Source organism: Roseovarius sp. 217 (assembly GCF_000152845.1).
Taxonomy (GTDB): Bacteria; Pseudomonadota; Alphaproteobacteria; order Rhodobacterales; family Rhodobacteraceae; genus Roseovarius.
Genome location: NZ_CH902586.1, coordinates 11,601 through 35,072, shown reverse-complemented (window position 1 = coordinate 35,072; position 23,472 = coordinate 11,601). Strand labels below are relative to the sequence as shown.

General features: G+C 61.1%; 26 protein-coding genes and 1 pseudogene. 10 read left to right on the top strand and 17 right to left on the bottom strand.

Going from position 1 to position 23,472, the window contains the following annotated elements:
- Positions 1-12: 12 nt before the first annotated feature.
- Positions 13-1,887 (bottom strand): relaxase/mobilization nuclease domain-containing protein, encoded by a 1,875-nt coding sequence (locus ROS217_RS21300; RefSeq protein ID WP_009819905.1) that lies wholly within the window; start codon positions 1,885-1,887, stop codon positions 13-15.
- Positions 1,880-2,428 (bottom strand): helix-turn-helix domain-containing protein, encoded by a 549-nt coding sequence (locus ROS217_RS24225; RefSeq protein WP_009819904.1) that lies wholly within the window; start codon positions 2,426-2,428, stop codon positions 1,880-1,882. The genes ROS217_RS21300 and ROS217_RS24225 overlap by 8 nt, the downstream gene beginning before the upstream one ends.
- Before the next feature lie 677 nt (positions 2,429-3,105).
- Between ROS217_RS24225 and ROS217_RS21290 the strand changes: the two genes are divergently transcribed.
- Both ROS217_RS21290 and ROS217_RS21285 read left to right on the top strand, forming a co-directional pair.
- The gene (locus tag ROS217_RS21290; RefSeq protein ID WP_009819903.1) at positions 3,106-3,897 is read left to right on the top strand and encodes an AAA family ATPase; all 792 of its coding nucleotides are present in this window, start codon (positions 3,106-3,108) and stop codon (positions 3,895-3,897) included.
- Positions 3,898-4,045: 148 nt separating this feature from the next.
- On the top strand, positions 4,046-4,579 hold the full coding sequence (locus ROS217_RS21285; RefSeq protein WP_157046744.1) for a hypothetical protein: 534 nt from the start codon (positions 4,046-4,048) through the stop codon (positions 4,577-4,579).
- Here ROS217_RS21285 and ROS217_RS21280 read toward each other — a convergent pair.
- Positions 4,536-5,015, bottom strand: a complete 480-nt coding sequence (locus ROS217_RS21280) for a hypothetical protein (RefSeq protein WP_157046743.1) — start codon at positions 5,013-5,015, stop codon at positions 4,536-4,538. The genes ROS217_RS21285 and ROS217_RS21280 overlap by 44 nt on opposite strands.
- 383 nt (positions 5,016-5,398) lie before the next feature.
- On the opposite strand from ROS217_RS21280, the gene ROS217_RS21270 reads away from it, so the two are divergent.
- Positions 5,399-5,668, top strand: coding sequence for a hypothetical protein (locus tag ROS217_RS21270; RefSeq protein ID WP_009819899.1), 270 nt, complete (start codon positions 5,399-5,401; stop codon positions 5,666-5,668).
- A 149-nt stretch (positions 5,669-5,817) separates the two neighbouring features.
- On the opposite strand, the pseudogene ROS217_RS21265 reads toward ROS217_RS21270, so the two are convergent.
- Positions 5,818-6,990 (bottom strand): annotated as a pseudogene (locus tag ROS217_RS21265) (IS5 family transposase).
- Between the two features lie 367 nt (positions 6,991-7,357).
- On the opposite strand from ROS217_RS21265, the gene ROS217_RS24560 reads away from it, so the two are divergent.
- Positions 7,358-7,510 (top strand): hypothetical protein, encoded by a 153-nt coding sequence (locus ROS217_RS24560; RefSeq protein WP_217623022.1) that lies wholly within the window; start codon positions 7,358-7,360, stop codon positions 7,508-7,510.
- Positions 7,511-7,542: 32 nt separating this feature from the next.
- Here ROS217_RS24560 and ROS217_RS21260 read toward each other — a convergent pair whose 3' ends face one another.
- The 6 genes from ROS217_RS21260 to ROS217_RS21240 all read right to left on the bottom strand — a co-directional run bounded on the left by ROS217_RS21260 (position 7,543) and on the right by ROS217_RS21240 (position 12,552).
- Positions 7,543-8,913 carry an IS1182 family transposase gene (locus tag ROS217_RS21260; protein ID WP_040652136.1) on the bottom strand — a complete coding sequence of 457 codons (1,371 nt, stop codon included), beginning with the start codon at positions 8,911-8,913 and terminating at the stop codon, positions 7,543-7,545.
- Between the two features lie 17 nt (positions 8,914-8,930).
- Positions 8,931-9,605, bottom strand: a complete 675-nt coding sequence (locus ROS217_RS24220) for a hypothetical protein (RefSeq protein WP_157046742.1) — start codon at positions 9,603-9,605, stop codon at positions 8,931-8,933.
- A gap of 30 nt (positions 9,606-9,635) precedes the next feature.
- Positions 9,636-9,998, bottom strand: a complete 363-nt coding sequence (locus ROS217_RS24215; protein WP_009819892.1) for a YybH family protein — start codon at positions 9,996-9,998, stop codon at positions 9,636-9,638.
- Positions 9,999-10,421: 423 nt separating this feature from the next.
- The gene (locus ROS217_RS21250; RefSeq protein ID WP_009819891.1) at positions 10,422-10,964 is read right to left on the bottom strand and encodes an amino acid synthesis family protein; all 543 of its coding nucleotides are present in this window, start codon (positions 10,962-10,964) and stop codon (positions 10,422-10,424) included.
- Positions 10,964-12,139, bottom strand: a complete 1,176-nt coding sequence (locus tag ROS217_RS21245; protein ID WP_009819890.1) for an MFS transporter — start codon at positions 12,137-12,139, stop codon at positions 10,964-10,966. Before ROS217_RS21245 ends, ROS217_RS21250 begins: the two co-directional genes overlap by 1 nt.
- Complete coding sequence (locus ROS217_RS21240) at positions 12,139-12,552, bottom strand: nuclear transport factor 2 family protein (RefSeq protein ID WP_009819889.1); 414 nt, start codon at positions 12,550-12,552, stop codon at positions 12,139-12,141. Before ROS217_RS21240 ends, ROS217_RS21245 begins: the two co-directional genes overlap by 1 nt.
- Positions 12,553-12,735: 183 nt before the next feature.
- On the opposite strand from ROS217_RS21240, the gene ROS217_RS21235 reads away from it, so the two are divergent.
- Both ROS217_RS21235 and ROS217_RS21230 read left to right on the top strand, forming a co-directional pair.
- The gene (locus tag ROS217_RS21235; protein WP_009819888.1) at positions 12,736-13,548 is read left to right on the top strand and encodes a LuxR C-terminal-related transcriptional regulator; all 813 of its coding nucleotides are present in this window, start codon (positions 12,736-12,738) and stop codon (positions 13,546-13,548) included.
- A complete protein-coding gene (locus ROS217_RS21230) occupies positions 13,545-14,981 on the top strand; it encodes a LuxR C-terminal-related transcriptional regulator (RefSeq protein WP_009819887.1) in 1,437 nt (478 codons plus the stop codon). Before ROS217_RS21235 ends, ROS217_RS21230 begins: the two co-directional genes overlap by 4 nt.
- 44 nt (positions 14,982-15,025) lie before the next feature.
- Here the strand turns inward: ROS217_RS21230 and ROS217_RS21225 are convergent, their stop codons facing one another.
- From ROS217_RS21225 to ROS217_RS21215, 3 genes are read right to left on the bottom strand one after another with little or no spacing between them, the layout of a single operon-like run.
- Complete coding sequence (locus ROS217_RS21225; RefSeq protein WP_009819886.1) at positions 15,026-15,301, bottom strand: hypothetical protein; 276 nt, start codon at positions 15,299-15,301, stop codon at positions 15,026-15,028.
- On the bottom strand, positions 15,291-16,523 hold the full coding sequence (locus ROS217_RS21220; RefSeq protein ID WP_009819885.1) for a helix-turn-helix transcriptional regulator: 1,233 nt from the start codon (positions 16,521-16,523) through the stop codon (positions 15,291-15,293). Before ROS217_RS21220 ends, ROS217_RS21225 begins: the two co-directional genes overlap by 11 nt.
- Positions 16,513-17,727: a helix-turn-helix transcriptional regulator gene (locus ROS217_RS21215; protein ID WP_009819884.1), complete on the bottom strand. Its 1,215-nt coding sequence runs from the start codon at positions 17,725-17,727 to the stop codon at positions 16,513-16,515. The genes ROS217_RS21220 and ROS217_RS21215 overlap by 11 nt, the downstream gene beginning before the upstream one ends.
- A gap of 180 nt (positions 17,728-17,907) precedes the next feature.
- Here ROS217_RS21215 and ROS217_RS21210 point away from each other — a divergent pair, with 180 nt between their 5' ends.
- From ROS217_RS21210 to ROS217_RS21200, 4 genes are all read left to right on the top strand, one after another.
- Positions 17,908-18,114: a hypothetical protein gene (locus tag ROS217_RS21210; protein ID WP_009819883.1), complete on the top strand. Its 207-nt coding sequence runs from the start codon at positions 17,908-17,910 to the stop codon at positions 18,112-18,114.
- A 492-nt stretch (positions 18,115-18,606) separates the two neighbouring features.
- Positions 18,607-18,894, top strand: a complete 288-nt coding sequence (locus tag ROS217_RS21205; protein WP_009819882.1) for a hypothetical protein — start codon at positions 18,607-18,609, stop codon at positions 18,892-18,894.
- Positions 18,895-18,946: 52 nt separating this feature from the next.
- On the top strand, positions 18,947-19,072 hold the full coding sequence (locus ROS217_RS24930) for a hypothetical protein (RefSeq protein ID WP_009819881.1): 126 nt from the start codon (positions 18,947-18,949) through the stop codon (positions 19,070-19,072).
- A 370-nt stretch (positions 19,073-19,442) separates the two neighbouring features.
- Positions 19,443-19,835 carry a RidA family protein gene (locus tag ROS217_RS21200; RefSeq protein WP_009819880.1) on the top strand — a complete coding sequence of 131 codons (393 nt, stop codon included), beginning with the start codon at positions 19,443-19,445 and terminating at the stop codon, positions 19,833-19,835.
- A 423-nt stretch (positions 19,836-20,258) separates the two neighbouring features.
- Here the strand turns inward: ROS217_RS21200 and ROS217_RS21195 are convergent, their stop codons facing one another.
- The 4 genes from ROS217_RS21195 to ROS217_RS21180 form a co-directional block, all read right to left on the bottom strand.
- The gene (locus ROS217_RS21195; RefSeq protein ID WP_009819879.1) at positions 20,259-21,644 is read right to left on the bottom strand and encodes an IS1182-like element ISRssp12 family transposase; all 1,386 of its coding nucleotides are present in this window, start codon (positions 21,642-21,644) and stop codon (positions 20,259-20,261) included.
- A 165-nt stretch (positions 21,645-21,809) separates the two neighbouring features.
- Positions 21,810-22,040 (bottom strand): DUF6429 family protein, encoded by a 231-nt coding sequence (locus ROS217_RS21190; RefSeq protein WP_009819878.1) that lies wholly within the window; start codon positions 22,038-22,040, stop codon positions 21,810-21,812.
- A 43-nt stretch (positions 22,041-22,083) separates the two neighbouring features.
- The gene (locus ROS217_RS21185; RefSeq protein ID WP_009819877.1) at positions 22,084-22,341 is read right to left on the bottom strand and encodes a WGR domain-containing protein; all 258 of its coding nucleotides are present in this window, start codon (positions 22,339-22,341) and stop codon (positions 22,084-22,086) included.
- 88 nt (positions 22,342-22,429) lie between these two features.
- Positions 22,430-23,362 carry a DUF2493 domain-containing protein gene (locus ROS217_RS21180; RefSeq protein ID WP_009819876.1) on the bottom strand — a complete coding sequence of 311 codons (933 nt, stop codon included), beginning with the start codon at positions 23,360-23,362 and terminating at the stop codon, positions 22,430-22,432.
- Positions 23,363-23,472 lie beyond the last annotated feature (110 nt).

The following is a 23,472-nucleotide window of genomic DNA, read 5'->3' as shown; positions in this document are numbered from 1 at the left end:
GTTTTGAATCCTCTAGAGCCCGTAATCGCCACTGGTATCGTCCCGGTCGCGACCCCGCTCCTCGGCGCGCTCGAAAGCCTCGATCCGGGTCCGATAGGTGGCGGCGGGTTCGCTGTCGCGCCCGGCAATGTCATCACCCGCATCCACCGCGGCGATGGCCTTTAGCTCCGAGAACACGGCTTGTCGCAGACCAGGGTCTTCGATGCGGTCCATGAGCGGATCGATCCGGCCCGCTGCCAGCTGATCCATATCCCCGTCGCGCAGGTCTTGCCGCACGTCGGAGATCAGCTTGTCCAGCGTGGCGATGTCGGCAAGGCGGCTGCCCTGCCCCGCGTCGAGAATGTCCTGACGCGCCAGATCCGCCAAAAGATCACGATCCATGTGCAGCCCCGCAAAAACATCACGCGCGCGCGCCTGCAGGTCGCGTTCGAGCCCAAGCCAGTCCGAGCGCTCCTGTGCGTCCACTGGGCGTGAGGCTTCGAGTTGCGCCTCGCTGCGATGGGGTGCGGTGAAACGGGCAGCGACTTCTTCGACGCTGCTGCCCGCCTCCTCGAGCCGTGACTCCATCGGTGCCAGAACCCGCGCCAATTCCGCTCTGAAACGACCCAGTGCAGCATCGGCCTCAACGACGAGCGGATTGTCCTCGTCTCCTGCCCGTGCGACCAGCCCCGCAATCCCCTGAACTCTGTAGGGATCGCGCTCGGGCGACACCGATGAAGAATGATCCGCAAGAAAGTCGCGGCCCAGAAGCGTGCCCATTTCGCGGGCCTGCCCGGCAAAGAGCTGTTCCAGTTCTACCTTCTCGGCACCGGGCGCCATGTCCTGAATGGCGCTCCAGGCGGTGTCGGCTTCCGCCTGCAATGTCTCGCGGGCGGCGATCAGACGACCGATCACATCCGCTCCGGCAGCGGGGATATCAACCCCTTCGGCAAACCCTTCTTTCACCGGCATTCCTTTCATCAAGTTGGTGGCGGCAAGCTCTGCGCCCTCCGCGATGCGCCCCATCCATCCATCCGGAGGGGTGTCGGCCTCCAGGCGCATCCCGGCAAGTTGCGCCAGCTGCCGATACCCCTCAGCGTGCCTGCGTATCTCGGCCTCGCGCAGAGCGCGGCTTTCAGGATCCAGCGGGGCAACCACTGGCTCCCGTCCCTCCTTGCGGGCCGCTTGCAAATCGGTGTCCCGCGGAGCGTTTTCCATGATGCCGCGCGACAGACGGGAAGAGGCGTTCAGCACCAGCCCGTGCTCGCCCGCGATCTGCGCATGCAGCTCGCGCATCATGTCATAGCTGATCTCGGAATGGCGGCTGATCGAGAGGAACTTGCCGTCCTCCATTCCAACCTTGTCGACAAGAACATGGGCATGCACATGATCTGTGTTGCAATGAAGGGCCGCCACATACCGATATCGATCCCGGTAATCCCCGCCGAACACCTCCTGCGCCCATTCGCGCGAGATGGCTTCCGCCAACTCCGCCTCGGTTCCCTTGGGAAAGGACAGGATGATGTGATCGGTATGACCCCGTTTCGGGGCCCCGCACCAGGAGGCACTCCAATCGGCAATGACATTCTCCATGCCACGCTCGCCAAAGACACGATCGATGCCGATCTGGTTCGACCAGGCTGCGACCCGCGCCTCGTCGCGCAGGATGTACTTCATCTGTCTGCGCAACTCTTTGGGTGAATGACACCCGCCCGTGCCAACCCGCTTCACCACGCTTTGCGGCACCCGCAGCGCGTTCCAGGACATTACCGCAACTGCCCCGCCGGACGTGCCCCGCCGACGGCCCGGCGAGACGCGCGCCTCGCCTGCCATGGCTGCAGACCGCCGCCCCACATGAGGCAGTATCTCGCCCAATACCGCCTGCTGGAGGGTGCGTGTTTCAGCCATCGCGCTGCCCCTCCCCAACGTCCCGAAGATCGGACACCCGGACGAAGGACCCGCGCAGCGAGGCCGCGCGCAAAGCCTGCACAGCCCGGGCAACCTCTTCGGCCCGATCCGCAAGCCGACCGACCATTGCCGCGTCGCGCGCGTTCCACCGCAGCTTGCCCGCATTGGCAAGCTTCAGCATCTGCACAAGATTGCGCGCCAAGGCATTGAGCTGATTGGCTGACGCCTTGAGCGCCGTGACCTCGTCCCGGCGAAACGCGACAATGCCGGATGACAGACGGATCATGTGCCGGAGCAGACCCGACGTGGTCATGCCCGTCTCAGCCACAAGCGCCTCGAATGCTTCGGCCTCACGGGCGGACACCCGAACCTGCAGCACGCGGCCCTTTGTGGTTCGATCCGTCACCACACCGCGCGCCCGCACGCGGGCGACAGTGGGCCGGGAGCAGCCAACACGCACGGCGATCTCCCCATCGCCAAGTCCTTGCGCGGCAAGCCGGAGAACCTCCTGTCGGGCTATGGTGGAGAGGCGTTTGGACATGGGCGGCAAGATTTATCATTAGATAGTTTTTGCAAACACGAAAACTCTAATGAGTCACCGTACAAGTTTTGTCATACACAATACCGTTCCTGTCAACGTCCCTTCGGTCCGTTGTCGCACCTTCGGTGATCAGCAGGCAGGGCCTTGGCCATGCCTGCTTTAAACCCCACGCGACAACGAACAGACCGAAGGGACACCGCCTCCCCCGCGCCGCGATCCGGGACCTTGGCCCGGATCCTGAACAGGCGCGGGAATGACGTCGGCGCAGCCGACACGATATCGCTTCATTGGCGTTGAATGCTCAAAGGGGTTCTCCTGGAAGGAGAAGAAGACCTTGTGGGATTGGAACGCCTGCGCAGCACCGTGCGTATTACGTCGGCGCTGATACGGATAGTCGATGGTCAGGTGACCCGAAACCTCGAAGGCTGAGGGCAGCATTGAGAAATTGCCACAACGACGCGATGGCGAAAAGGATGGGCGCTGCAATGACGGTCGGCGTGAGTGACCGGCTGACCGATTGACCGAACGCGTACGTAGATGATCGCCAAAACAGCACATCGCCTCAGCAGCTGCACATCTGTCTGACCCAAAGGTTGAACGCCTGTATCGCGCAAGGTCTGGACGCCATCCCGAGGCATCGCCATAACGGCGCAAAATATACGTGATGGAGACATTGAATGCTTGTTGTGACAGCCATCTCCGCAAAGGGCGGATCGGGAAAGACAACTCTCATACAGATGCTTGCGTCCGCCATGCTCGCACGCGGCCGCCGTGTGCATGTCATGGATGCGGATGCTGACAAGCAGATCCTCGAATGGGAATCAAAAAGCGCGCGCGCCGACTTTGGTGATCTGCCACGCCTTCCATGGCCCACAGGCTTGACCGTGGCCGATGCCCCCGAGACCGTTGAAGGCCTATACCACGCGCTGGACGGCTTTGAAGCTGAAGGTGTGGATCTGGTTCTGATCGACACCCGCCCCGGCGAACACCCCGACACCGAAACACTGGCGCTGGCCTGCGACATGATCCTAGTGCCGGCCGTGCCGGTACAATCGGATTTCGTGGCGGCCCTGAAAACCCTGACATGGGTTATGCGCATGATCGAGACCCTCGGGCCGGATGACCCCGCCCCGCTGTTTTCAGCGGTATTGATGAACGCGGACAAACGCGCGATCGATTTCGTGACCGCAGGCGATGACTTTGAGCGTGATGCGGCAAGACGCAGGGTTCACCGGCAGGACCTTGAGGTCTTCGAGGTGATTTCAACCCTGCCGCTCCTGCCCACGCCGGTGCCCCATCTCACTGCGATCCAGCGCATGCCGCTGACCGGACCACTGGGATATGTGCGGGACATTTATGAACAAGATCTTCGTCATCGGTTGCAGGCGGGGCATCTTTCCTCAGCCCTGACACTGTGCGGCGATGTCCTTTGCGACATCGAGGCCATGGTGGACGCTGCCAATGGCTAGGAAGATTCCAAACCGGTCCGGGACCGCTGTCTCGAACGAAGACAGGCTGGCGCGGTCGCGGCAGTTCGCCACGAGCGCCACGAAATATGCCGCATTCAATCAGAGTACGGCGGCAGCGGTCGCGACAGAAGGCCCAGCGGCAAATTCGGTGGACAAGAAAGAACCCCGGAAAGGGGAAAAGGCAGGCTCGGCTGAAACGGCGCGCATCAACTCGGGGGTATCTACCCAGCCGTTGGCGGATGATGCTTGCAGCACTCGCACCGAAGCGCAGTCTCGAACCTTTTACGTGCGCATCGGGGCTGAAGATCAGGCACGGATTGATGCGCTGGCAGAACGATCTGGCCTTGACCCGGACTACGTTCGGCGTGCCTTGATCAAAGCGGTTCGCGCCCGCATGCAAAAACTGCGCGACGCCGCGACCTGGCATGAGGTTGCCTCCGCTGCACGACCACGCCTGGCCGAGTCCAAAGGCACTGGTGCCCCCTTCATGAAATCGATGATCAGGCTCGACGCAGCCCATGTGGCGGCGTTGCAGACAAGCATTGATGACCCGCTCAACGTGTATGGGGTGACGCAACTGTTGTCCGCCTTCGGCAAGGCACTGCTGAGATCCGAGATCGAAGAACTCGCTCAAAAGATCAGCGGCATCGAAGCCCGGGCAGCGCGTCCTGATCAAGCGTAAAGGCATCGCGTGCAGTCACGACAGCGATTTGACCACCCGCCTCGATCATGTCGATGAGCTGTGCCCATTCGGCAGGATCAGCATCGCGTTGCGTTGCGATCCCGTTCTGCACAGAAAAGGCAGCCTGCTCTCCGGTCGCCGCGAGAAGAACAACTTGTTGCGGGAATTGGTCATCGTCAAAATGCGACAAAAAGTACGCATGGCTCACGTTTGGGTTGTAGACACGGTCAGGATCGCAAACTAAGAGCAAAGTTCCGTCGTTCGAAGTCGCAGCATAGGTCTCCAGACCTCGCGACAAGCCGATCTCCCACTCGGCAGCGACAGCCGATGAAGCCGCGCCCAGAAAGAGCGCAATATGTAGAGGCCTGTAAAGCAAGTTTGTAAACTCCGTTTTGTGTTGGCCACGCATATATAGGTACAGGCAGATACCTGCCACCTGATTACTGCGGCTCCGACCAAATGGAGGTCAGGAGTTGAGCATGAAGAATTATGCGGGTTACCCCGTCGAAGTCATTTGGGCGTCGGTAAACGGTGAAGATGTCGAGGTTGGCGTCGTATTCCAGTGGATCTGCGGCATGCGCCGTACAAGATGGTCCGATGACTTTGAGCCGTCGGACGGTGCGAACCTGAGGTACGAGCCCTATGAGGACGCAGGATAGACCGCCTCCAGCCCTAAAATGCTCGCGAGCGAGCTGAGCAGGACACGATTGTGATCCGGGGGCAATGACACCGAGAGAGAGAACACGCGGGGCAGAGATTGTTGCAAAGGCGACGACGGCTTGCAACGCTACCAAAGAGAACCGATAGGAGACCCATGAGATGAAAGAGATTTTCAACGTTGGCGAGACAATCTTGCTGGACGGCGCGCCGCTTGCACTGGTGACCCCCGATGGCGTCAAGGCCTGGATCGAAGACGGCGTTCAGCACAGCTTTCGCTATGACCAAGTGCGCGATCCGCTCAGCGGCCAGATGAAATACCGCTGTCTCTACGAGAAGTACGGGTCGGATATGCCGTTCGTGCTGGTAGGCAACCCTGACAGTGAAGAAGGCGCGCACGTTATTCTGTTCGACCAGAAGCCAGACGCATAGCCCTTCGGAATCTTATGCCAGGTGGCGAACACTAGCAGGTCGCTGAATTAGTCGCCGAGGCAGAACGCTGTCCCCTCATCAGGGTTGTACCGCGTTATTGTGAGGCCTTTCGGCGGTTTGACATGCGCCCTGAGAGGCGTTTCTCTACTTCATGCTGCAAGCAACCGGGGCAGTCTGGCGAGGTTGTTGGCGGCCATTGTCAGGATGAACCGCGACCGGACACGTTCGACGCCGCGATACATTGTCTGCGCCATGCCACCGACAGTTTTAGCCCAACCGAACGCCTCTTCGATCTTCTTTCGGTGCTTCTGGGACAAGCCGTAGCCCTTATGCCGGATGGTGCGACCATCAATCGCTGAATATCTCGCCTTCTGTGCGACATGGGGCGTGACGCAGGCCTTGCGCAGGTCGGAAACGAACCCACCCGCGTCGTAGCCCTTGTCGGCCCCAAGCGTCAGTCGCCGGGTCGATCCGGGGGAATGGCGATGAACCATGTCCAGCGCGGCCTTGCGTTCGGCATGGCCGTCGGCCTGGGTCAGGTCGCCCTGCACGATGAGACCGTTGCGGTTTTCCATCAGCGCATGCCCGATGAAGCACAGCATCGCCCCGGTGCCGGGGGATTTCTTGTAGAGCCGGGCATCAGGATCGGTGGTCGAAGCATGGGTGGCATTCGAGCGCTTCTCGCCCTTGAAATCGACCTCGGCGTTGCGGTGGGGCTTGGTGTTTCGGGGCATCGGGTCGGTCTCGACTGGGGTTTCGGAAGTCTTGGTCTCGGGAGTGGTGTCCGTATTGGGCGGATCGCCCGGCCCTTCATCGTCAGGCGGGGCGGCATCGGCCTTGGGCTGGAAACTCTTCATCGACGCCCACGCCTTGACCAGCGTGCCATCAACCGAAAAATGCTCATCCGACAAGAGCGGCGCGACCTCGCGATGCGCAAGGATCGCCGCCATCACCTTGCGCGACATCTCCGTGCTCAACAGCCGGTCGCGGTTCTTGGTGAACACCGTCGGCACCCAGACCGGGTCGTCAATGCCCAACCCAACAAACCAGCGGAACATCAGGTTGTAGTCCATCTGCTCCATCAACTGCCGCTCGGACCGGACAGAGAACAGGATTTGCAACAGGCTCGCCCGAATGAGACGTTCCGGCGGGATCTAGGGGCGCCCAAAATCGGTGTAAAGCGCCTCGAACTCCGCATCGAGACTGGCCAGAGCATCATTCACGACCCGCCGGATATTGCGCAGAGGGTGTTTGGTCGGAATCCGATCTTCAAGATCAACATAGCTGAAAAGCGAACCGCTCTTGTCATCCGTCCCGCGCATCACCACCCCCGCATTTACCGTGCAAAGAGTGAATCATGTTCCTCAAAGCGCGTCGAGGGCCGACTAATTCAGCAACCTGCTAGAGCCCCTCGGCTTCGCCCGGCGGCAGCGTCCGCCTTGCAAGAGGGATGCAGACCCGTCAGGGCTGAAAGCTGATCGTGAAGCCGACCATGTGGCAAACGTTTTGGGATGGCTCAGGATGAGACAGACCAAGACGTATTGGCACAGGAAGACAGCAAGGTCAGAATTCAGGGCGGAGCCTCAGCAGCCCGGCCCCGCTTGCGGGGCTTGCCCATGTCGAAACCTTCACCATTGCAGACAGTCACGCACATCGCAGCATGGAAGCCTCTTTCGCAGGTGCAGCATCGTGTTCGGCCCATTGCTGCCGCTCGCCAAGGTGACCGGTGCTGCGGCGCAACTTCACCAGACCGGCCATTCGTGCATCGTGCAGCATTTTCGGAGGGTGAAGGTCGGTAGAGCGGAGATACTGTTGAAAAAGTCGACGATCGAAACGTTCTGACCGGCATCCAAAGTGAGCCGGTTGCCAGTCCCTCATGAGGGGGCTGGCACGGGCACCAATTTGGCCAGTTTGCGGAGGTTCTGGGCGGTTGCTGCAAGCTGGAATTGCTCGGTTGCGCCTTTGGGTCCACGCAGTCGCATCGTTCGCAGCCCGATGTATCGCTTCAGATGGGCAAAAAGCATCTCGACCTTTCGCCTTTGCATGAACGAGGTCATGTAAGCGTCGGTTTTGCGGATGTCGCGGGCGATATCTCTTGCTGCTTCGTGAACGGATCGGAGCACTTTCCTGGCAGGTTGGGTCGGGCAGCATCGCGCTTTCAGATGACAGGTTTCGCAATCCTGTTTGCGCGCCCTATAGCGGATCAAACCGTCCTTGCTGACATTCGTGGGGCGCGGCTTCGAGAATTTCCGGCGGGACGTCTCGAGCGTATTTCCGGCAGGGCATGTATACCTGTCGGCGGTCGTATCGTAGGCAAAGTCCTCACGCGAGAAGGTGCCGTCGGTGCGTTTCGATTTGTCCCAGACCGGGATGTGAGGTGCGATCTTGCGGTCCTCCACCAGCCAGCCAAGCATCTCGGCCGACCCGTAGCCTGTATCGCCGACCAGCTTGCCAGGTTTGATGCCGAAGCGTGCCTGCACCCGGTCAATCATGTCCCGCGCAGCACGCGCCTCCGCTGGCCGGATCGGAGCTGTGGGTTCGACATCCACGATCACGGCATTGTCCAGATCCACCAGATAGTTGGTGGAATAGGCAAAGTAGGCGGCACCGCCATCGGCACCCGTCCAGCGCGCGGCCGGGTCCACCGGCGAGACGTATTTGGGAATGGCGTCGGTTGCTGCGCCGAAGGCCGCATCGTCGAGTGTTTCAAGATATTCGTCCACAGCGCGGGACGTGAGGTCCGGCGGCAGGCCTTCCTTGCTGTCGATGCCGCGTGTCTGATTGGCATTCGCCGGTATCAGGCTGGCATCGACGCCGAAGCTGTGGCCGCCGACCAAACCTTCATCCATGCAGCGTTGCAGGACGGTCTCGAACAGATTCCTGAACAGGCCGCTCTCGCGAAAGCGGCCGTGGCGGTTCTTGGAAAATGTCGAATGATCGGGCACCGCATCGGTCAGATCGAGCCTGCAAAACCACCGATACGCCAGATTGACATGGACCTCTTCGCAGAGCCGCCGCTCGGACCGGATGCCCATGCAATAGCCCAGCAGCAACATGCGGATCATCAGCTCAGGATCGATCGACGGGCGGCCGCCAGAGCTATAGTAAGGTGCCAGCAGCGGCCGCACATACGATAGATCGAGGAACCGGTCGATACCGCGCACCGGGTGATCCAGAGGCACGAACCCTTCGATCGAGAACTCGTAAAACAGCGCGCCCTGCGCAACTTGCCTTGGCCCCATCATCGCGATGCCCTCCACTCTTAGAAAGAGTGAATCAAAGCTTCGAACGCCAAGCAACGGACTTTTTCAACAGTATCCGGACGAAGCGACCCTTCGCGCACTCTGCTTGTCGACCTTCTTCCTACGGATTTGCCTTCTTCGCTGGTCTCACCATCGTGACGACCTTTGGGTGACCGCCCACATCTATTGTGTAGTGCGATCTGAAGCCAAACCTCTCGTAAAATGGGACGTTCTCTGGCTTTGTTGACTCGAGGTAGGCGATCGTTCCGTCCTGATCGCACATATTCAATCCATGCATCATCAATGCCCCGTTTCTTCATAAACGGATCAACGCCCATCAACGGTAAAAACCAATGAGGCTCTGATGGGTGTGCACGATCAAACTCAGAATAAACATCGAAGAATTCAGCCTTAGCTTCAGGCGCAACACTACGCGTCAGAAGGGCATCGAGCGCCTTTTCGTCAGGATGGACATCCGGTGGAACCCAGAGCGCAGCACCACGGTCACCGCAAATATGGGCCCCGCCACGCGCCACGCCCTTCTCACCGTAAATGCGCACATATTCAGGAAAAAACTCGAGATACTGGGACGTGTTCGGGTAGAGGTATCGGCACACGGGATCGTCAATAAAGCAATGCGTCATCAGCTTGATAGCGGCTTCGAATTGAGCAGGATTCGCCTCTATTACCTTCATATTGACCTGCTCTTGAACATCACCTTTGGGTTAGCCTTCGTACTCTGAGAGGCTGCTCACGGAAATCAACCAAGCTCCGTTTTCATCGCGTTCGAATACATTCAATGAAAACCCTTGGTTTGGCGGATCTCCGTCGGAAAAACGCGCAACGCACCAAGAGCTTTCCCTGTCAGAACCTGCGCGTAAAATATCCAGCGTCTTGTCAGCACCACCTTCAGAGACCCAATCACGATGTACATCTTCAATTGCGTCGCGGCCCTCAGCAGGCGCTGCATAGGAAGAGTACAACACAGCGTTCGACGCGAAGCATGCCGCACATCCTGCGGCATCTTTTTTACGGTAGGCCTCCAGATACTTTTGAAGCAGCACCCGCATTTCGTCAGTCGTCGCCATTGGTGCTCTCGGCCCCTCAAACGCTTTGGTGAGATGCTGAACCAATTGTAAGACAAAGTAAAAGGATTATGCCAAGTTGGCGGAAAAGGCGGGAGGCAAGAATGGACTCAGAGCCCGAATGCGTTGCACATAGCACGCAGGTCCGGTGTAGGGAAACGGCCATGACTTTGAAGACTCCGCTTCCTGCGCATTGCCAACCTCGATGCATGGTGCGGCATCGCTGTCATGATCATGCTTGCCGTGAATGGCCGCTTTTCCCTCCCGGACACGAGCTATTCACACCTGCAGAGAAAGTCGGGAATTCCGCCGCGCTTGCTTGAGCGACGTGAAACGGCCCCGAGGCATTGCTGACATCGGCTTGGGTCACAGTGAATGTCTGCTTCGATCAAGAGTTCGTCTGTCCAGCAGAAATGGACCGCAACTTTATTGGCTTGGACCTTTTCCTACACGTGCCCGAGGGCGCGCGCCATCTGACATGCCGACACAAACGACGATCTCGTTTGGGAGCGGTGCATCCGGCACTGCAATGCTCAGGGTATCGATGTGATCGAAGGACCAGGCCTCGTCCTTGTGCCCGAGCGGCAGATCGATGAAACAGCCAAGACCACCCAGTTTCACAATCGAGGGCATGAGTGCTTGACCGCCGCCGATCGCCGCGCGCACGGGTTTTCCCAGTCGCGGATGCAAGAGTGCCGCGCCGTGCTCTGCCGCGCCATGAGCGCCGACGGTGGCGGCCTTGCCGTAGCTGACGGGCGGCGTATCGAGGGCGGCCACGGCCTCTGCGGCCAGTTGCGCGCCAAGCGTTGCGCCGAATTCGAATAGTTCTGTGAGGTCGTCCTGATCGATCCCGGCAAAGGGATTGCGCAGCACGGCCAACGCCGCTACGCGGGTGAGAGGGGCGCAGGGGGTGCCCATCTCGTCGGTCTCGGTCCGGTCCCGGATCAGCATTGTCTTTCGGATCAGCATCAGGCCGTTTCCTTCAGTGGTTCTGCGGCGGCTCCGGTCTTGAGCATCCGGAATATAATGGCGACGGGTAAGACGAGAGCAAAAATCGCGGCACCGAAGAGGATGGCGCTGTCTGGCACCCCGTTTTGGTCGAAGAGCCAGCCCGCAATCGGTGGGCTTGCGGTCATGATGGCATAATAGGTGGTGAAAAACACCCCCATGCCGAACGCGCGTCGTTCGGGCGCCACCGCCTGACCTGCCAGCGCCATGATGACGCCGGCAGGTGCCATCCCGACCAGGCCGAAGAGCAGGCTTGCCGCCAGCCCAGTGCCGGGCATCTTGAGCAACAGCAGGGAAAGAACCGCAGCGGCGGTGCAGATAGCCAGAATTGTCTCGCGTCGCCCGAAGCGGTCTGCGATCTGACCACAGACAGCCCCCGACAGGATCATCAGCCAGCTGCCGACGCTGATCACCGAAGCCGCGGCCAAGGTGCCCATGCCCTGCGCCTCGAGCATGCTCGGGCCGAAGCTCAGGTAGACGACATACCCCGCGTTGAAAACGCCCCAGGCGGTGCCTGCACAGACAACCAGCCCCCACTCATGCGGCAGGAGCCCCTTTATCCAGGTGCCTGCACCGGAGGGTAGGCCGTTCGGTGGACGATAGAGCGTGAAGACCGCAAGGGCCGCAAGGGCGCACCAGACCGAGGCGACTGCAAAAGGCGCGCGCCAGCCATGGATCTCTGTCAGCCAGGTGTGCCCGACCTGCCCCATGGCGATGCCGAAGGGCCAGCTCATCACGAGAACACTCATCGCCGTGGCGATCTCGCGGCCCTCGAACCAGTCCGCCACCATCTTGGTGAAATAGAGCCCCGCAATCACGAACCCGGCACCGGAGAGCACCCGACCGGCACCGATACCGACAGGGGCTGTCGCCAGAGCAGAAATCGCGCCGCCCAGTGCCAGCGCCGCAAGCCCCAGTCCGACCAGCATGCGATCCGAGACGAAGCGCCCGGAAAACCCGGCCGGCAAGGCGAGCAGAAGGCCCGGTGCCATGAACAGACCGATCATGAGCCCGATCTCGGCATTGTCGAGGCCGAAGGCACCCGAAAGCTCAGTGCCGACCGACCCCATGGTCTGAAACTGGAAACCGGCCCCGACACGGGCGAGAAAGAGCAGCGCCAGGATGCGCCAGCGCATCACGCCCAGCCGAGCTGACGCAGCGCCTGCGCGTCGTTCCAGATCTTGGTCATATGCGCGATGCGATCCCCGTCGAAGCGCATGACATAGGCGTAGTCGGATGCGACGGCCTTTCCTGTCGGCGCGCCCGGCCCGCCTGCGCCGGTCTGGGTGCCTTGGAACACCGCCGAGGCGACCACCGTGCTTCGATCCGCATCAACCGCAAAGGCGGTCAGGTCATAGCGCCCGTCCGGGATCGGACCCAGGAGGCCTTTCGCCCATTCCGCGTAATCTTCCAGCGTGGTCGTGTCCGCCAGTGCGTCGGCCTGACAGGAAAAGCTCGCACGATCATGACAAAATGCCTTGCAGGCGGCCCAGCCGCCGCCGGTTTCGCAGGCCTCGAAGAAATTCCGTGCTGTCCGTTCAAGTGTCATTGGTCCGCCTCCCTGTTGATCCTGCGATCAGGATGCGCCTGTGGCCGGGCCTTGAATATCGGCCAGTTGCTGTATTCTGCGCCCCGAGCGTGCAGTATTCTGCTACAGCATTTGCAGGATTGCCTGATTGACCCCGGTGCCAGAGGATCGGGGAGAAACCCTGCCGAAGGATGTGCCTGTCCCGTGTCGCCCGACGAAATCCTCAGCCCGCGCGAGATCGAGATCGCCAGCGCCTATGCGCAGGGCGATACCTATCAGGCCATTGCGGCGCGGCTGGGCATCGCGCCGTCGACCGTGCGCACCCATCTCGCCACGATCTACCGCAAGCTCGAAGTGTCATCCAAGCTGGACCTGCATGCCCGGCTGGGCGGTGCGCAGCCCGCCTCAGACATGCAGACCGATCATGCGGCGATCATCTCGGAACTCGCACTGAGCCTCGAGGAGGCCCTGCGCCGCGAACAGACCCTGGCCGAAGTGCTGCACATCATCAGCCGGTCGCGCGGCGACATCGACGCCGTGATGTCGGCGATCCTCGGTTTTGCACTTGACCTCTGCGAGGCGGAGTTCGGCATCCTCTTCGAGCATCACGGGCAAGGGCGGTTTGCGGCCAGCCATACGCGGGGCATCCCGACCCCGTTCCGCGACTGGTTCAACGCGCAGGGCCTCTTTCAGGCGGGCCCGCGCACCGGTCTCGGGCGTCTCGCGCAGAGCCGCAGTGTCGTGAATATCTACGATGTCCGGGCCGAGGAAATCTTCCAGACCGACGATCCGCTGCGCCATGCCACCGCGGTCCTCGGCGGCGCGCGGTCCTTTGTCGCCATTCCGATGATGTCGGGCGATACGCTGGTCGGTGCCTTCACGATCTACCGCCAAACCGTCCGGCCCTTCAGCGCGCAGTCCACCACGCTGGCACAGAGCTTTGCCGATCAGAGCGTCATCGCGCTCGACAATGCGCGGATGATCGACGCCTTGCGTCAGAAGGCGACGCGGACATGAGCCTTGCCGCCAATCCGCTCAGCCCGCGTGAACGCCAGATTGCCAAAGCCTTCGCCGACGGTGAGACGTATCAGCAGATCGCCGACCGTCTGAACCTTGCCCCCTCGACCGTGCGCACGCATCTTGCGACGATCTACCGGAAACTCGGGGTCTCCACCAAGCTCGACCTGCGCAAGCGCATCGAGGACGTATCGCCCGCCGATCCGGCACCGGACCTGCCGCCGCGCCCCGACAAGCCCTCGATTGCGGTGCTCGCCTTTGAGAATATGTCGGACGATCCCGGGCAGGAATATTTCTCGGATGCGATTACTGCCGACATCATCACCGCCCTTTCCCGGTCGCCCTGGCTGTTCATCATCGCGCGCAACACCACCTTCACCTACAAGGGCGAAAGCGTCGATATCCGGCGCGTCTCCACCGAACTTGGCGTGCGCTTTGTGCTGGAGGGCAGCGTCCGTCGTGCCGGCGAGCGGGTGCGCGTCACGGCACAGCTGATCGACGGGCTGACCGGTGGGCATGTCTGGTCCGAGCGCTATGACGGCCGCATCGAGGACGTGTTCGACCTGCAGGACGAGATCACCCGGCAGGTTGTCGCGCAGGTCCAGACCATCGTGCATCGCAGCACCGTCGAGGCACCTGTCGAACGCCTGAACCGCCCGGACCTGACCGTGTGGGAGCTGACCATGCGGTCCTGGCACCTGCTCTATGATTTCACGCCCGAGGCCTATGCCTCGGCCAAGACTTTGCTGGAGCGCGCTCTTGCGATCGACCCGGAAAGCGCCGAGTCCAACATGGTCCTGTCGCTGATCAATCACCACATCGCCTTGATGGGTTTTGCCGAGGACCCGGGCCCTGCCATGGAAGCGGCCTACGCCCTTGCCCGGCGCGCCACGCGGCTCGACGACCGCAATGAATATGCGCATTGGGCGCTTGGCATCAGTTGCTGGGGATTGCACCGGCTCGATGAGGGGATCGCGGCCCTTGAGCGTGCGGTCGAGCTCAATCCCAACTGCTCAGTTGCCTATGGCAGCCTCGGCACCGCGCTCGCAATTGCCGGTCGGGCCGAGGAGGCTATCGCGAACCAGGAAGTCGCGATCCGGATGAATCCGCGCGATCCCAGCATCTTCTTTCGCTTTTCGGGTCTGGCATTGGCCCATTACACCGCAGGCGATTTCGACGCGGCGATCCTCTGGGCTGAACGTGCCATACACCGCATGCCGCGCTGGTATCTCGCGCATTTCCTGTTGGTGGCAAGTCACGTCGCACTCGGGCGACCCGAACCGGCGCGTGCCGCTGTCGCAGCCTGTCAGGCTGTGCTGCCGGGCATCTCGCTCGCGGATGCCGAACGCATTCCGCTGCGGGATCCAGCGAAGATGCAGGAGTTTCGAGACCGGCTTTGTGCTGCGGGATTTGCTGCGAAGCCGCAAATCTGACATTCGAAAGGCGTACAGCGAAGGTCCGTTGTCCGCCCCTCGTGTCAAACAGCGTTGGGGGCACGAAGCGTCGCCGTCAGAGCGGACTGCTTGTCGGGGGTAAAAACATCAACCTCGGCTTCATCCGACAAAAAGTCTTGCGTCTGCACGTAAGCCGGAAACATCCGCTCCCCTTCGTGCCCATAAACCAGCGCGCCGATACCCGGATAAAGCTGCCCCATCCGGTCCAGAAACCGTTTCCATTGCGGGTCCTCAAGGGCCGACTCGTAGATCAGCCCGATCAGGCCACTCAGCTCTTTATGGCTGATTTCAACCTGCATGGCGCCCGCCCCCTGTCAATTGCGGTGGCCCCGCGCGCCCGTCGAACATCGCCCCGACCGCGCGAAACACCGACAGCGCCTCGCTCAGTTCCGCCACCGAGGTGACGCCCACCTTCTCATGCACAGCCTGAATCTGGTTGCGCACGGTCTTGAGCGCGCGCCCCGAGCCTTCGGCGATCTGCGCCGGGTTCTGACCGGCCAGAAGCGCGGCGCAAACCTCTGCCTCGCGCGCGGTCAGATCGAACACGTCGCGCAAGAGCCCGGTATTGACCGCATGTTTTCCCTGCGTGCCGACGAAGACAGCGTATAGCGGCTGACGGCGATAGACGTCGAGTTCCGAAGACAGATGCGTGCTCATCGACGGGTGAAACGGCGCTATGCAGAGCGAGAGCGCGCCGCCCTCCGCCGCGATGCGCTGCCCTCGCGGCGTGCTGTCCGCCGCGATCCCGCGCAGCGCCCTTCGGAACCCGTGATCGTCCTCGTCGTTCAGCAGGCGCAGCCGATTGCGGCGCGCCTCGAACACCGCGCCGCGGTCGAGCAGCCGTTGTCCGGCCCGGTTGGCGACCTGCAACTGGCCCTCGGCATCGGCGATCAGCAGCGGCAGGGCGATCCCGTCGAGAAAGCCCTTGTAGGTCTCGGCGGCCTCTTTGGCCATGTAAAGCGCCCGAGCGATGCGCGCGCCCCGCACAATATGCGGCGAGATTAGTTCCAGCACGCGGCGCAAGCCGTCAGTGTCTTTCGGCGTCGGGTCGCGCTCGTTCTCGCAATAGGTCAGTATGGCAATGCGCGTGCCATTTTGGGCAAAGCGCAGCGCGGTCCAATGCCCCAGCCCGGCAGGCTTCAGGAACGTCCTGTAGGCGGCCGTGCTGCGAAACTCCTCTTCACTCATTGCCGTTCTGGTCTGGGTCACGTCACCGACCTGCGGCTCGCCCTCCCGGCTGATCAGGCTGAGATGATCGGGCGTCACCGCCGAGTCCGCATCAGTCAACTGGCCCTCTTCGGTCATTGTCTCATAGAGAGACTGCACACGGGAATTGAAGCCAACCGGGGTATAGACCCCAAGCAGCCTGTTGCCATCGCGCGTCAGCACCGTGGCGACATGGCCCGGAAACATCTCGACGATACGCGCATTGAGGACCCGCCACTGGTTTGGCTCCAGCGCGGAATCGTAGACCAGGCCGATCAGCTCGCTCAACGTATCAAGACTGATTTCAACCTGCATGGCGCCCGCCCCCTGTCAATTGCGGTGGGCCCGCGCCCCCGTCAAACACCGCCCCCACCGTGCGAAACACCGACAGCGCCTCGCTCAGTTCCGCCACCGATGTAACGCCGACCTTTTCATACACCGCCTGGATCTGGTTGCGCACCGTCTTGAGCGCGCGCCCCGAGCCGTCGGCGATCTGTGCCGGGCTTTGACCGGCCAGCAGCGCGCCACACACCTCCGCCTCGCGCGCGGTCAGCTCATAGACATCGCGCAACAGGCCCAGATTGATCGCGTCCCCGCCGCGCTGCCCGATGAAGACCGCAAACAGCCGCTCCTCCTGCAAGAGATCGCGGTCGAGCGGGCTCACATCGCTCAGGCTGGGCCGGAACGGCGTGAGGCAGAGCGAGAGCGGGCCGTCCTCGCCCTCGACCCGTAGCCCTGCCGCCACCGGCTGCCCCTCCATCTCGCGCAGCTTGGCGGCAAAGGCGCGGGCGTCCTGAGCGTCCTGCATCTGCAGCCGGCCATCCCCGGCTACCCGCATCGGCACCTCGCGCGCCAAGAGCCGCCGCCCGGCGGCATTGGCAAAGACAAACTCGGTCCGGCCCGTCACCACCACCATCGGCAGCACGATAGTGTCGAGAAACCCGCCCATCACGCTCAGCGCGTTGCGCGCCATGCTCAGCGCCCGCGCCATCTTCAACGCGCGCACCGCGTGCGGCGCGAGCAGCTTCAGCGTCTCGAAGAGCGGATCATGCGTGGCCGCTTCCACTTCGGGATCGGCAGAGACCGAGAATACGATAAACGCCCCGCGATCACTGTGAGAATCAAGCTTGAGGGTCATGAAATGGCCCTGCCCCATTGGGGCCATCAATGTGCGATGAAAATTCGAGCTGAAGAACACCTCATGGTCGGCCAGCTTCCGGGTGCGCCCGACAAAGCCGTTTGGCATCTTCGCATTGGATGTGAGCGCATTCTCATTCCGACGGTTCACGAAATCGACCTCGATGCCCGCGCGCTCGAACCTCTCGTGCCGCACCCCGGTTCCCGTATAGGCGGGAAACAACCTGTTGCCCTGATGACCGAGAACCATGGCACTCGTCGCCGGAAAAAGCTGCGCCATCCGGTCCAGAAACCGTTTCCACTGCGGGTCCTCAAGGGCCGATTCGTAGATCAGGCCGATCAGGCCGCTCAGCTCTGCATGCGAAATCTCGACGGGTTTCATCTCGAATACCTCTCGGGAAAATCACGCGGCGAAATCACGGGCCGCAGACCCATCTTACCCGCAAAAAATCCGATCGCCTTGGGTAAAGTTGCCCATGCGTCACCCGCCGCCCCGGCCTAACCTCAATGACATAAGATCACAGCGCGCCAAAAAGGCCCGCCCCATTGAAAGGACGATATCATGACCCGCCTTACTTTGATCGCCACCGTCTTCGGCCTGACGCTCGCCTCCGGTGCCTATGCCATGAACGGCATGCCCCATGTCCCGTCGCTCTGGCCCGCCGAGGGCGCTTTCGAAACGAAGCGCAAGACACAGGACACGGTGACGCGGACGCAGACAATGACGCGCCCCGCATCGGCCCCCGAACCCACCCGTCAGGATCGCTAAGGCATAAGGTGCAACCTCAGAAAATCGGTCGGGCGCCGCCTTCAGCCTTCCGGCGCTCGACGACAGCTGTAGAGTGACGCGCCCGTTGAATGTCGCTTATGGATTGGATGGTCCGTCAATCATGCACGCGGTGGGAAACTTTACAAAGTCCGCTCTCCGCGTACTGACCTTGGTGCTTGGTGCAGCATGGTGACGTTGAGCCTGAGCCGTGAATGGCAGCTTTCATGTCTTTGACAGAAGCCCTTGCAGGTGCAATGAACTCACACTTTTCGCCATGACTGCGGGACCGTCACGAACGGCCCAAAACCACCGCCACCTCTACAGATCGACGCCGCGGTGCAACTTTCGCAATTCTGCCTTTCGTACCCCGTGCAGCGTTCTATTGATTTCGATCTAAATTCTCTGAGCCGGTTGGTCGCCGTGTGCTAAGGTGCGTATGCTGGGCTGTTTGCGGCGGATTGATACCCAACGAGAAGCTTGAGGAGATAGACGATGTTTGCACGCGTGACGAAGTACAAGATGAAGCCTGGATCACGGGATGCCGCGACAGTGTTGCTGAATCGGTTGAAGGACACGATCATGGGCATGAACGGCCTGCACAACTTCGTCAACGTGATGAACGAGGACGGCAGTGGCTACGTGATCTCGGTGGTTGAGAGCGAAGAGACATCAGATGCGAACGCGGAACAGGTGCAGGCACTATGGGGCCAGTTCGCAGAGCATCTGGAAGGCCCACCTACGGCCGAGGGCTACGACGTCATCGCCAATTGGGCGAACTGAGGTCAACAGCTCGGTCGGAGAGGTTAGGCCGCTCGAAGATCGAAGCGGTCTCGTGGCCGAGCTCGCACGCAACGAGATCTCCACCGAAGACGTCGTAGTGCTCGCCTACCGCCGGGGGCAGTTAAAGGCCTTCTCTGGCATGCTCGATGGCCGCAACGACATCTCTGAAAACGACTGACAGGCTTGCGATAGTGGGCGGGAGGTGGCGTGCTCATCCGTGCGCTCGAAAAGCCACAGCACTGCTTTGAGGCCGCGCAAGTCTTTGCGGTAACGCCTGACAGCTGTCTTGAGGCGATTGTTGATGATAAACGAGGCTGGGGCCCCACCGTACCGCCCAGAGACCTTCAGGTCTTGCGAGATCGAAAAGCGTGATTTGAAGTAGATAATCCGAGTGGATCATTTCAGCATCATTTTCAGGGCTGTCATGTAGTTCAGGCCGGACGGGAAGTCGCTTGAATAGGCCGGGCTGCCAGATTTTCCTGCGCGAGATCCCGGAACTCTGATAAGCACGGATCTGAACCAGTAGCCTTTCAGCTTGGGAGCAAGACATGAAACAGCAGCGCCTCGATCCTCGATGGGCCTGGACCAAGAAGTTCAATCTTTCCGCTGGAGTGAAAATTGGCGACACCATCTACACCTCGGGATTGGTCGCATTCGACAGTGACGGGAATGTTGTAGGCGAGGACATGTACACGCAATCAAAACAGACCCTGAAGAATATCGAAGAGTTGCTTGCATCCGCCGGGGCCAGCATGGCCGACGTCATAAAGATAAACACGTTCCTGACCGACATATCTCAATATGGCGAATTCAGCAGGGCGCGTACTGAAGCTTTCCCCGCAGGTGTTCCCGCCAGTGCTGCCTATGCGACACCGGCTCTCGTCATGCCTGCACTGTTGGTTGAAATTGAAGCAGTCGCAGTGGTCGGCAGCGGAAGTTGAGTTTGCTCGTCCGAGGAAAGCCTGACATCGGGCACGCGCCGTAATAATTGCGGGCACGCCCGGACTTCGGTCGCAGCGCCAGACTCAAACATTCTTACTCCCGCGAATACCTCTTGAAGCGAGGCGCGCCGCAGAAGGTCGATGCTGTTTTGGATACAGGTCAGGCACCGTCGTGACAGTGTCCCACGCCAGGAAACCCTGACTTTGCAAAGCCAGGATTCTGCGCCAGGCACACAGCCGATCATGACGCGGGTTGCAGATAATTTGCCGAATTCTTTCGACCTTCGAACGTCAGCTTTTATCAAACTGCCGTAACATCTGCGCAGGTGCAGCGAATTCACACTTTCCGCCGATTGTGTGGAAAAACTAACGTTTGCGAGCGCAGAAATGTCTGTTCCAAATGCGGCGCGAGCGCCTTTCCTGTCAGGCTTTTCGCGTTTGCTGCGGTGCGGGAAAGATCTTGGCCAGTTTCCGGAGGTTCTGGGCGGTTGCGGCGAGGAGGAATTCGTCATTTGCGCCGCATGGACCACGTAATCGCAGTCGGCCTAAGCCAAGGATGCGTTTGAGGTGGGCAAATAGCATCTCGACCTTTTTTCGGAGCTTCATCGAGATGTCGTATTGGCGGGTCTTGGCGATGTCGCGGGCGACTTGGCGGGCGTCTTCATGCTCTTCGCGGGTGATCTTGCGCGCCTCGGCGTTGGGGCAGCATTTGGCTTTGGATGGGCACGCCTGGCAGACGTCCTTCAATGCGCGGTAACGGGCTGTGCCCTTGCCGGTTGGTCCCCGGTTCGGGTCCGAGTAGTTGCGGCGGAACTGCTTCAGCTCATGGCCCTCGGGGCAGATATATTGGTCGTTCTCGGCGTCCCACTCGAACTCTGCCCGCGTCCAAGTGCCGTCGTTGCGTCCGGACTTGTCTATAACCGGGATGTGCGGCGCGATCTTGCGATCGACCAGCCAGCCCAGCATCGGCCCGGTGCCGTAAGCCGTATCCGCGATCAGGCGTTCGGGGTGCAGATCGAACCTGGCCTTCACCCGCTTCAGCATGGTCTTGGTCGATCCGACCTCGGCCTGCCGGATCGACCTTGTGGCTTCTACATCGACAATCACGCCATGATCCGTGTCGATCAGGTAGTTGTCGGAATAGCTGAAGAAAGCGGGCCCCTTGCGCGCGGCGGTCCACTGGCTGGCCGGGTCCGAATGCGAGGTGAACTTGGGCTGCACCTCGCTGGCAGCGCCGAATGCCGCCTCATCCAGCGTGTCGAGATACTCGCGCACGGCACGGGGTGCATCCGCCGGATCAATCCGCGCCGCGTCCCAGTCGTCCTTCGGTGTCGAGTTCTGCTTGTTGGCATCCGCCTCGATCAGGCTGGCGTCGATGGCCATGCGTTGGCCACTGACCAGACCCTCCGCGATGCAGCGCGCGACAGTCGTCTCGAACAGGTGTCGCAGAAGTTCGCTGTCGCGGAAACGCCCATGTCGGTTCTTGGAAAATGTCGAATGATCCGGGACCCGGTCACTCAGGTCAAGCCGGCAGAACCAGCGATACGCGAGGTTCAGATGCACCTCTTCGCACAGCCGCCGTTCGGACCGGATGCCGAAGCAATACCCGACCAGCAGCATCCGGATCAGCAGTTCGGGATCGACCGACGGACGGCCGGTGTGACTGTAGAAACCGGCAAGATGGGTGCGGATGCTGTTCAGATCGACAAACCGGTCGATGGAGCGAAGAAGGTGGTCTTGCGGAACGTGATCCTCAAGCGAGAACTCGTAGAAAAGTGCTGCCTGCGCTTCCTGTCTCGGTCCCAACATTGCTCAATTCTCCCGCTGGTCAGAAGAAGTGAATCAGCAACTTACGCTTCGATCAAGCACGAGTTTTTCAACAAAATACGCCGTGCACGTTGCTAATGCTGCGGATGCGGGCAAATTGCGCGCAGATGCAGCGAACGACTGGAAGGTCACCCGCAAAGCCGCCCGTCACTCGGCCTTGCTGAACTCCCGCGCGAGAATTTCCCGCGCATGCGCGACCCCCTCTGGGGTCAGGCTCAGCGACTTCGCCTTGTTTTTGGGATCATGGATCAGGCCTTTCTCGAAAAGCCGGTTGGTGATGTGCCAATCGACCCCCTTCCAGACCCGATCACCGTCATGTAGCGTCAGGCTGAGGATCGCGAGGGCTGCGTCATCGATCTTGTCCGTGTCGAGTGTCATCCGCCTCCCCTTGCGCTGGTTTCGTACCGTATCGGCTGGCGCGTCACGCATATCCCCGCCGCTGTTTCGCGCGCGCGAGTTTCATCAGCGCGGTGACGGCGCGCCCTTCATCGGGATGCTGCTCGATCATCATCTGACCGCGCGCACCGATCCGCCCCCATTCACGCACAAGGCTTGCGCCACCAAACAGGTCAGGCTGGATACTCATGCAGTAGAAGCGACGCATGTTGCATGCGGGATCGACCCGCCGCATCTGCAGCTCGGTGGGGAAGATCTCCAGTTGGCTGACGCTATCAAACATGTCGCAATCCGGTTGCGGGGTTTATGCCATGATATCAGGTGCAAGCGCGTGCTTCCACCTTGATTTCCCCGCAAGGGGAAAAGGGGGCTCACGCCCCCGTCTCGAACTTCATGACCGGGATGCCGAGCTTCTTGGCCTTGTCGGCAAGGTTCTCCTGGATACCCGTGCCGGGGAACACCAGAACACCCACGGGCAGCACATCCAGCATGGCGTCGTTGCGCTTGAAGGGCGCGGCCTTGGCATGCTTGGTCCAGTCAGGCTTGAAGGCGACCTGCGTCACGCCCCGGGACTCGGCCCATTTGGCGGCAATGAGTTCTGCGCCCTTTGGGCTGCCCCCGTGGAGGAGGACCACGTCGGGATACTTGGTCCGGACCTGATCGAGCTTGCCCCAGATCAGGCGGTGATCGTTGAAGTCGGTCCCGCCGGTGAGGGCAACCTTGGGGCCTGCGGGGAGCATCACCTCGGTTTCCGCGCGGCGCTTGGCGGCCAGGAAATCGCGGCTGTCGATCAGCGCCGCGGTCATGTGCTGGCGGTTCACCATCGAGCCGGTGCGGGGGCGCCAGGTCGATCCCGTGTGATGGACAAACTCGGTGGCGGCGTGATCGCGCATCATGTCCATGCAGTTGCGTCGTTCGATCAGCGTCAGGCCTTCGGCCGTCAGGCGCTCGAGCTCGACGGATTTCACCTCGGAGCCGTCCTGCTCGCGCTGGAGGCGGCGCTGCGCCTGTTCGTTCTCGTCGAGCGACCGCTCAATCCTCGCCGTGGCGCGGTGAAAGAGGTTGACCTGGCCCCAGAGCACCTCTTCGAGGTCGGGTTCCATGCGGGTGTCTTCAAGGCTCGCGACGAGGGCATCGAAGATGTCGGCGACGGCGACCGCAAGGCGCTGCCCATCGGGCATCGGGCGCGGATCGGGCTCATCAAAAGGACGGAAGCCATAAAGCTGCAACTCGTCGAGCGCATGGGCGGTCTGGGATGCGGTGTGGGCGGGTTCATACGCGTCGTCGTGGGTGTGGATCGTCATCTGTTTCTTGCCTCCGGGCCTGTCTCATCCGCGCGACAACCCGCGCGGCCTTCATGGGCTGCGAAAGCCGTCACGGGGGCCGCCCCTTCACCCCGCCTTCGGGGCCGGAA

Excerpts from the sequence above, each read along its gene's own strand:
- ROS217_RS21300 (WP_009819905.1), bottom strand. The coding sequence starts at position 1,887 with ATGGCTGAAACACGCACCCTCCAGCAGGCGGTATTGGGCGAGATACTG.
- ROS217_RS24225 (WP_009819904.1), bottom strand. The coding sequence starts at position 2,428 with ATGTCCAAACGCCTCTCCACCATAGCCCGACAGGAGGTTCTCCGGCTT.
- ROS217_RS21290 (WP_009819903.1), top strand. The coding sequence starts at position 3,106 with ATGCTTGTTGTGACAGCCATCTCCGCAAAGGGCGGATCGGGAAAGACA.
- ROS217_RS21270 (WP_009819899.1), top strand. The coding sequence starts at position 5,399 with ATGAAAGAGATTTTCAACGTTGGCGAGACAATCTTGCTGGACGGCGCG.
- ROS217_RS21260 (WP_040652136.1), bottom strand. The coding sequence starts at position 8,913 with ATGATGGGGCCAAGGCAAGTTGCGCAGGGCGCGCTGTTTTACGAGTTC.
- ROS217_RS24220 (WP_157046742.1), bottom strand. The coding sequence starts at position 9,605 with ATGAAGGTAATAGAGGCGAATCCTGCTCAATTCGAAGCCGCTATCAAG.
- ROS217_RS24215 (WP_009819892.1), bottom strand. The coding sequence starts at position 9,998 with ATGGCGACGACTGACGAAATGCGGGTGCTGCTTCAAAAGTATCTGGAG.
- ROS217_RS21250 (WP_009819891.1), bottom strand. The coding sequence starts at position 10,964 with ATGCTGATCCGAAAGACAATGCTGATCCGGGACCGGACCGAGACCGAC.
- ROS217_RS21245 (WP_009819890.1), bottom strand. The coding sequence starts at position 12,139 with ATGCGCTGGCGCATCCTGGCGCTGCTCTTTCTCGCCCGTGTCGGGGCC.
- ROS217_RS21240 (WP_009819889.1), bottom strand. The coding sequence starts at position 12,552 with ATGACACTTGAACGGACAGCACGGAATTTCTTCGAGGCCTGCGAAACC.
- ROS217_RS21230 (WP_009819887.1), top strand. The coding sequence starts at position 13,545 with ATGAGCCTTGCCGCCAATCCGCTCAGCCCGCGTGAACGCCAGATTGCC.
- ROS217_RS21225 (WP_009819886.1), bottom strand. The coding sequence starts at position 15,301 with ATGCAGGTTGAAATCAGCCATAAAGAGCTGAGTGGCCTGATCGGGCTG.
- ROS217_RS21220 (WP_009819885.1), bottom strand. The coding sequence starts at position 16,523 with ATGCAGGTTGAAATCAGTCTTGATACGTTGAGCGAGCTGATCGGCCTG.
- ROS217_RS21215 (WP_009819884.1), bottom strand. The coding sequence starts at position 17,727 with ATGAAACCCGTCGAGATTTCGCATGCAGAGCTGAGCGGCCTGATCGGC.
- ROS217_RS21210 (WP_009819883.1), top strand. The coding sequence starts at position 17,908 with ATGACCCGCCTTACTTTGATCGCCACCGTCTTCGGCCTGACGCTCGCC.
- ROS217_RS21205 (WP_009819882.1), top strand. The coding sequence starts at position 18,607 with ATGTTTGCACGCGTGACGAAGTACAAGATGAAGCCTGGATCACGGGAT.
- ROS217_RS21200 (WP_009819880.1), top strand. The coding sequence starts at position 19,443 with ATGAAACAGCAGCGCCTCGATCCTCGATGGGCCTGGACCAAGAAGTTC.
- ROS217_RS21195 (WP_009819879.1), bottom strand. The coding sequence starts at position 21,644 with ATGTTGGGACCGAGACAGGAAGCGCAGGCAGCACTTTTCTACGAGTTC.
- ROS217_RS21190 (WP_009819878.1), bottom strand. The coding sequence starts at position 22,040 with ATGACACTCGACACGGACAAGATCGATGACGCAGCCCTCGCGATCCTC.
- ROS217_RS21185 (WP_009819877.1), bottom strand. The coding sequence starts at position 22,341 with ATGTTTGATAGCGTCAGCCAACTGGAGATCTTCCCCACCGAGCTGCAG.
- ROS217_RS21180 (WP_009819876.1), bottom strand. The coding sequence starts at position 23,362 with ATGACGATCCACACCCACGACGACGCGTATGAACCCGCCCACACCGCA.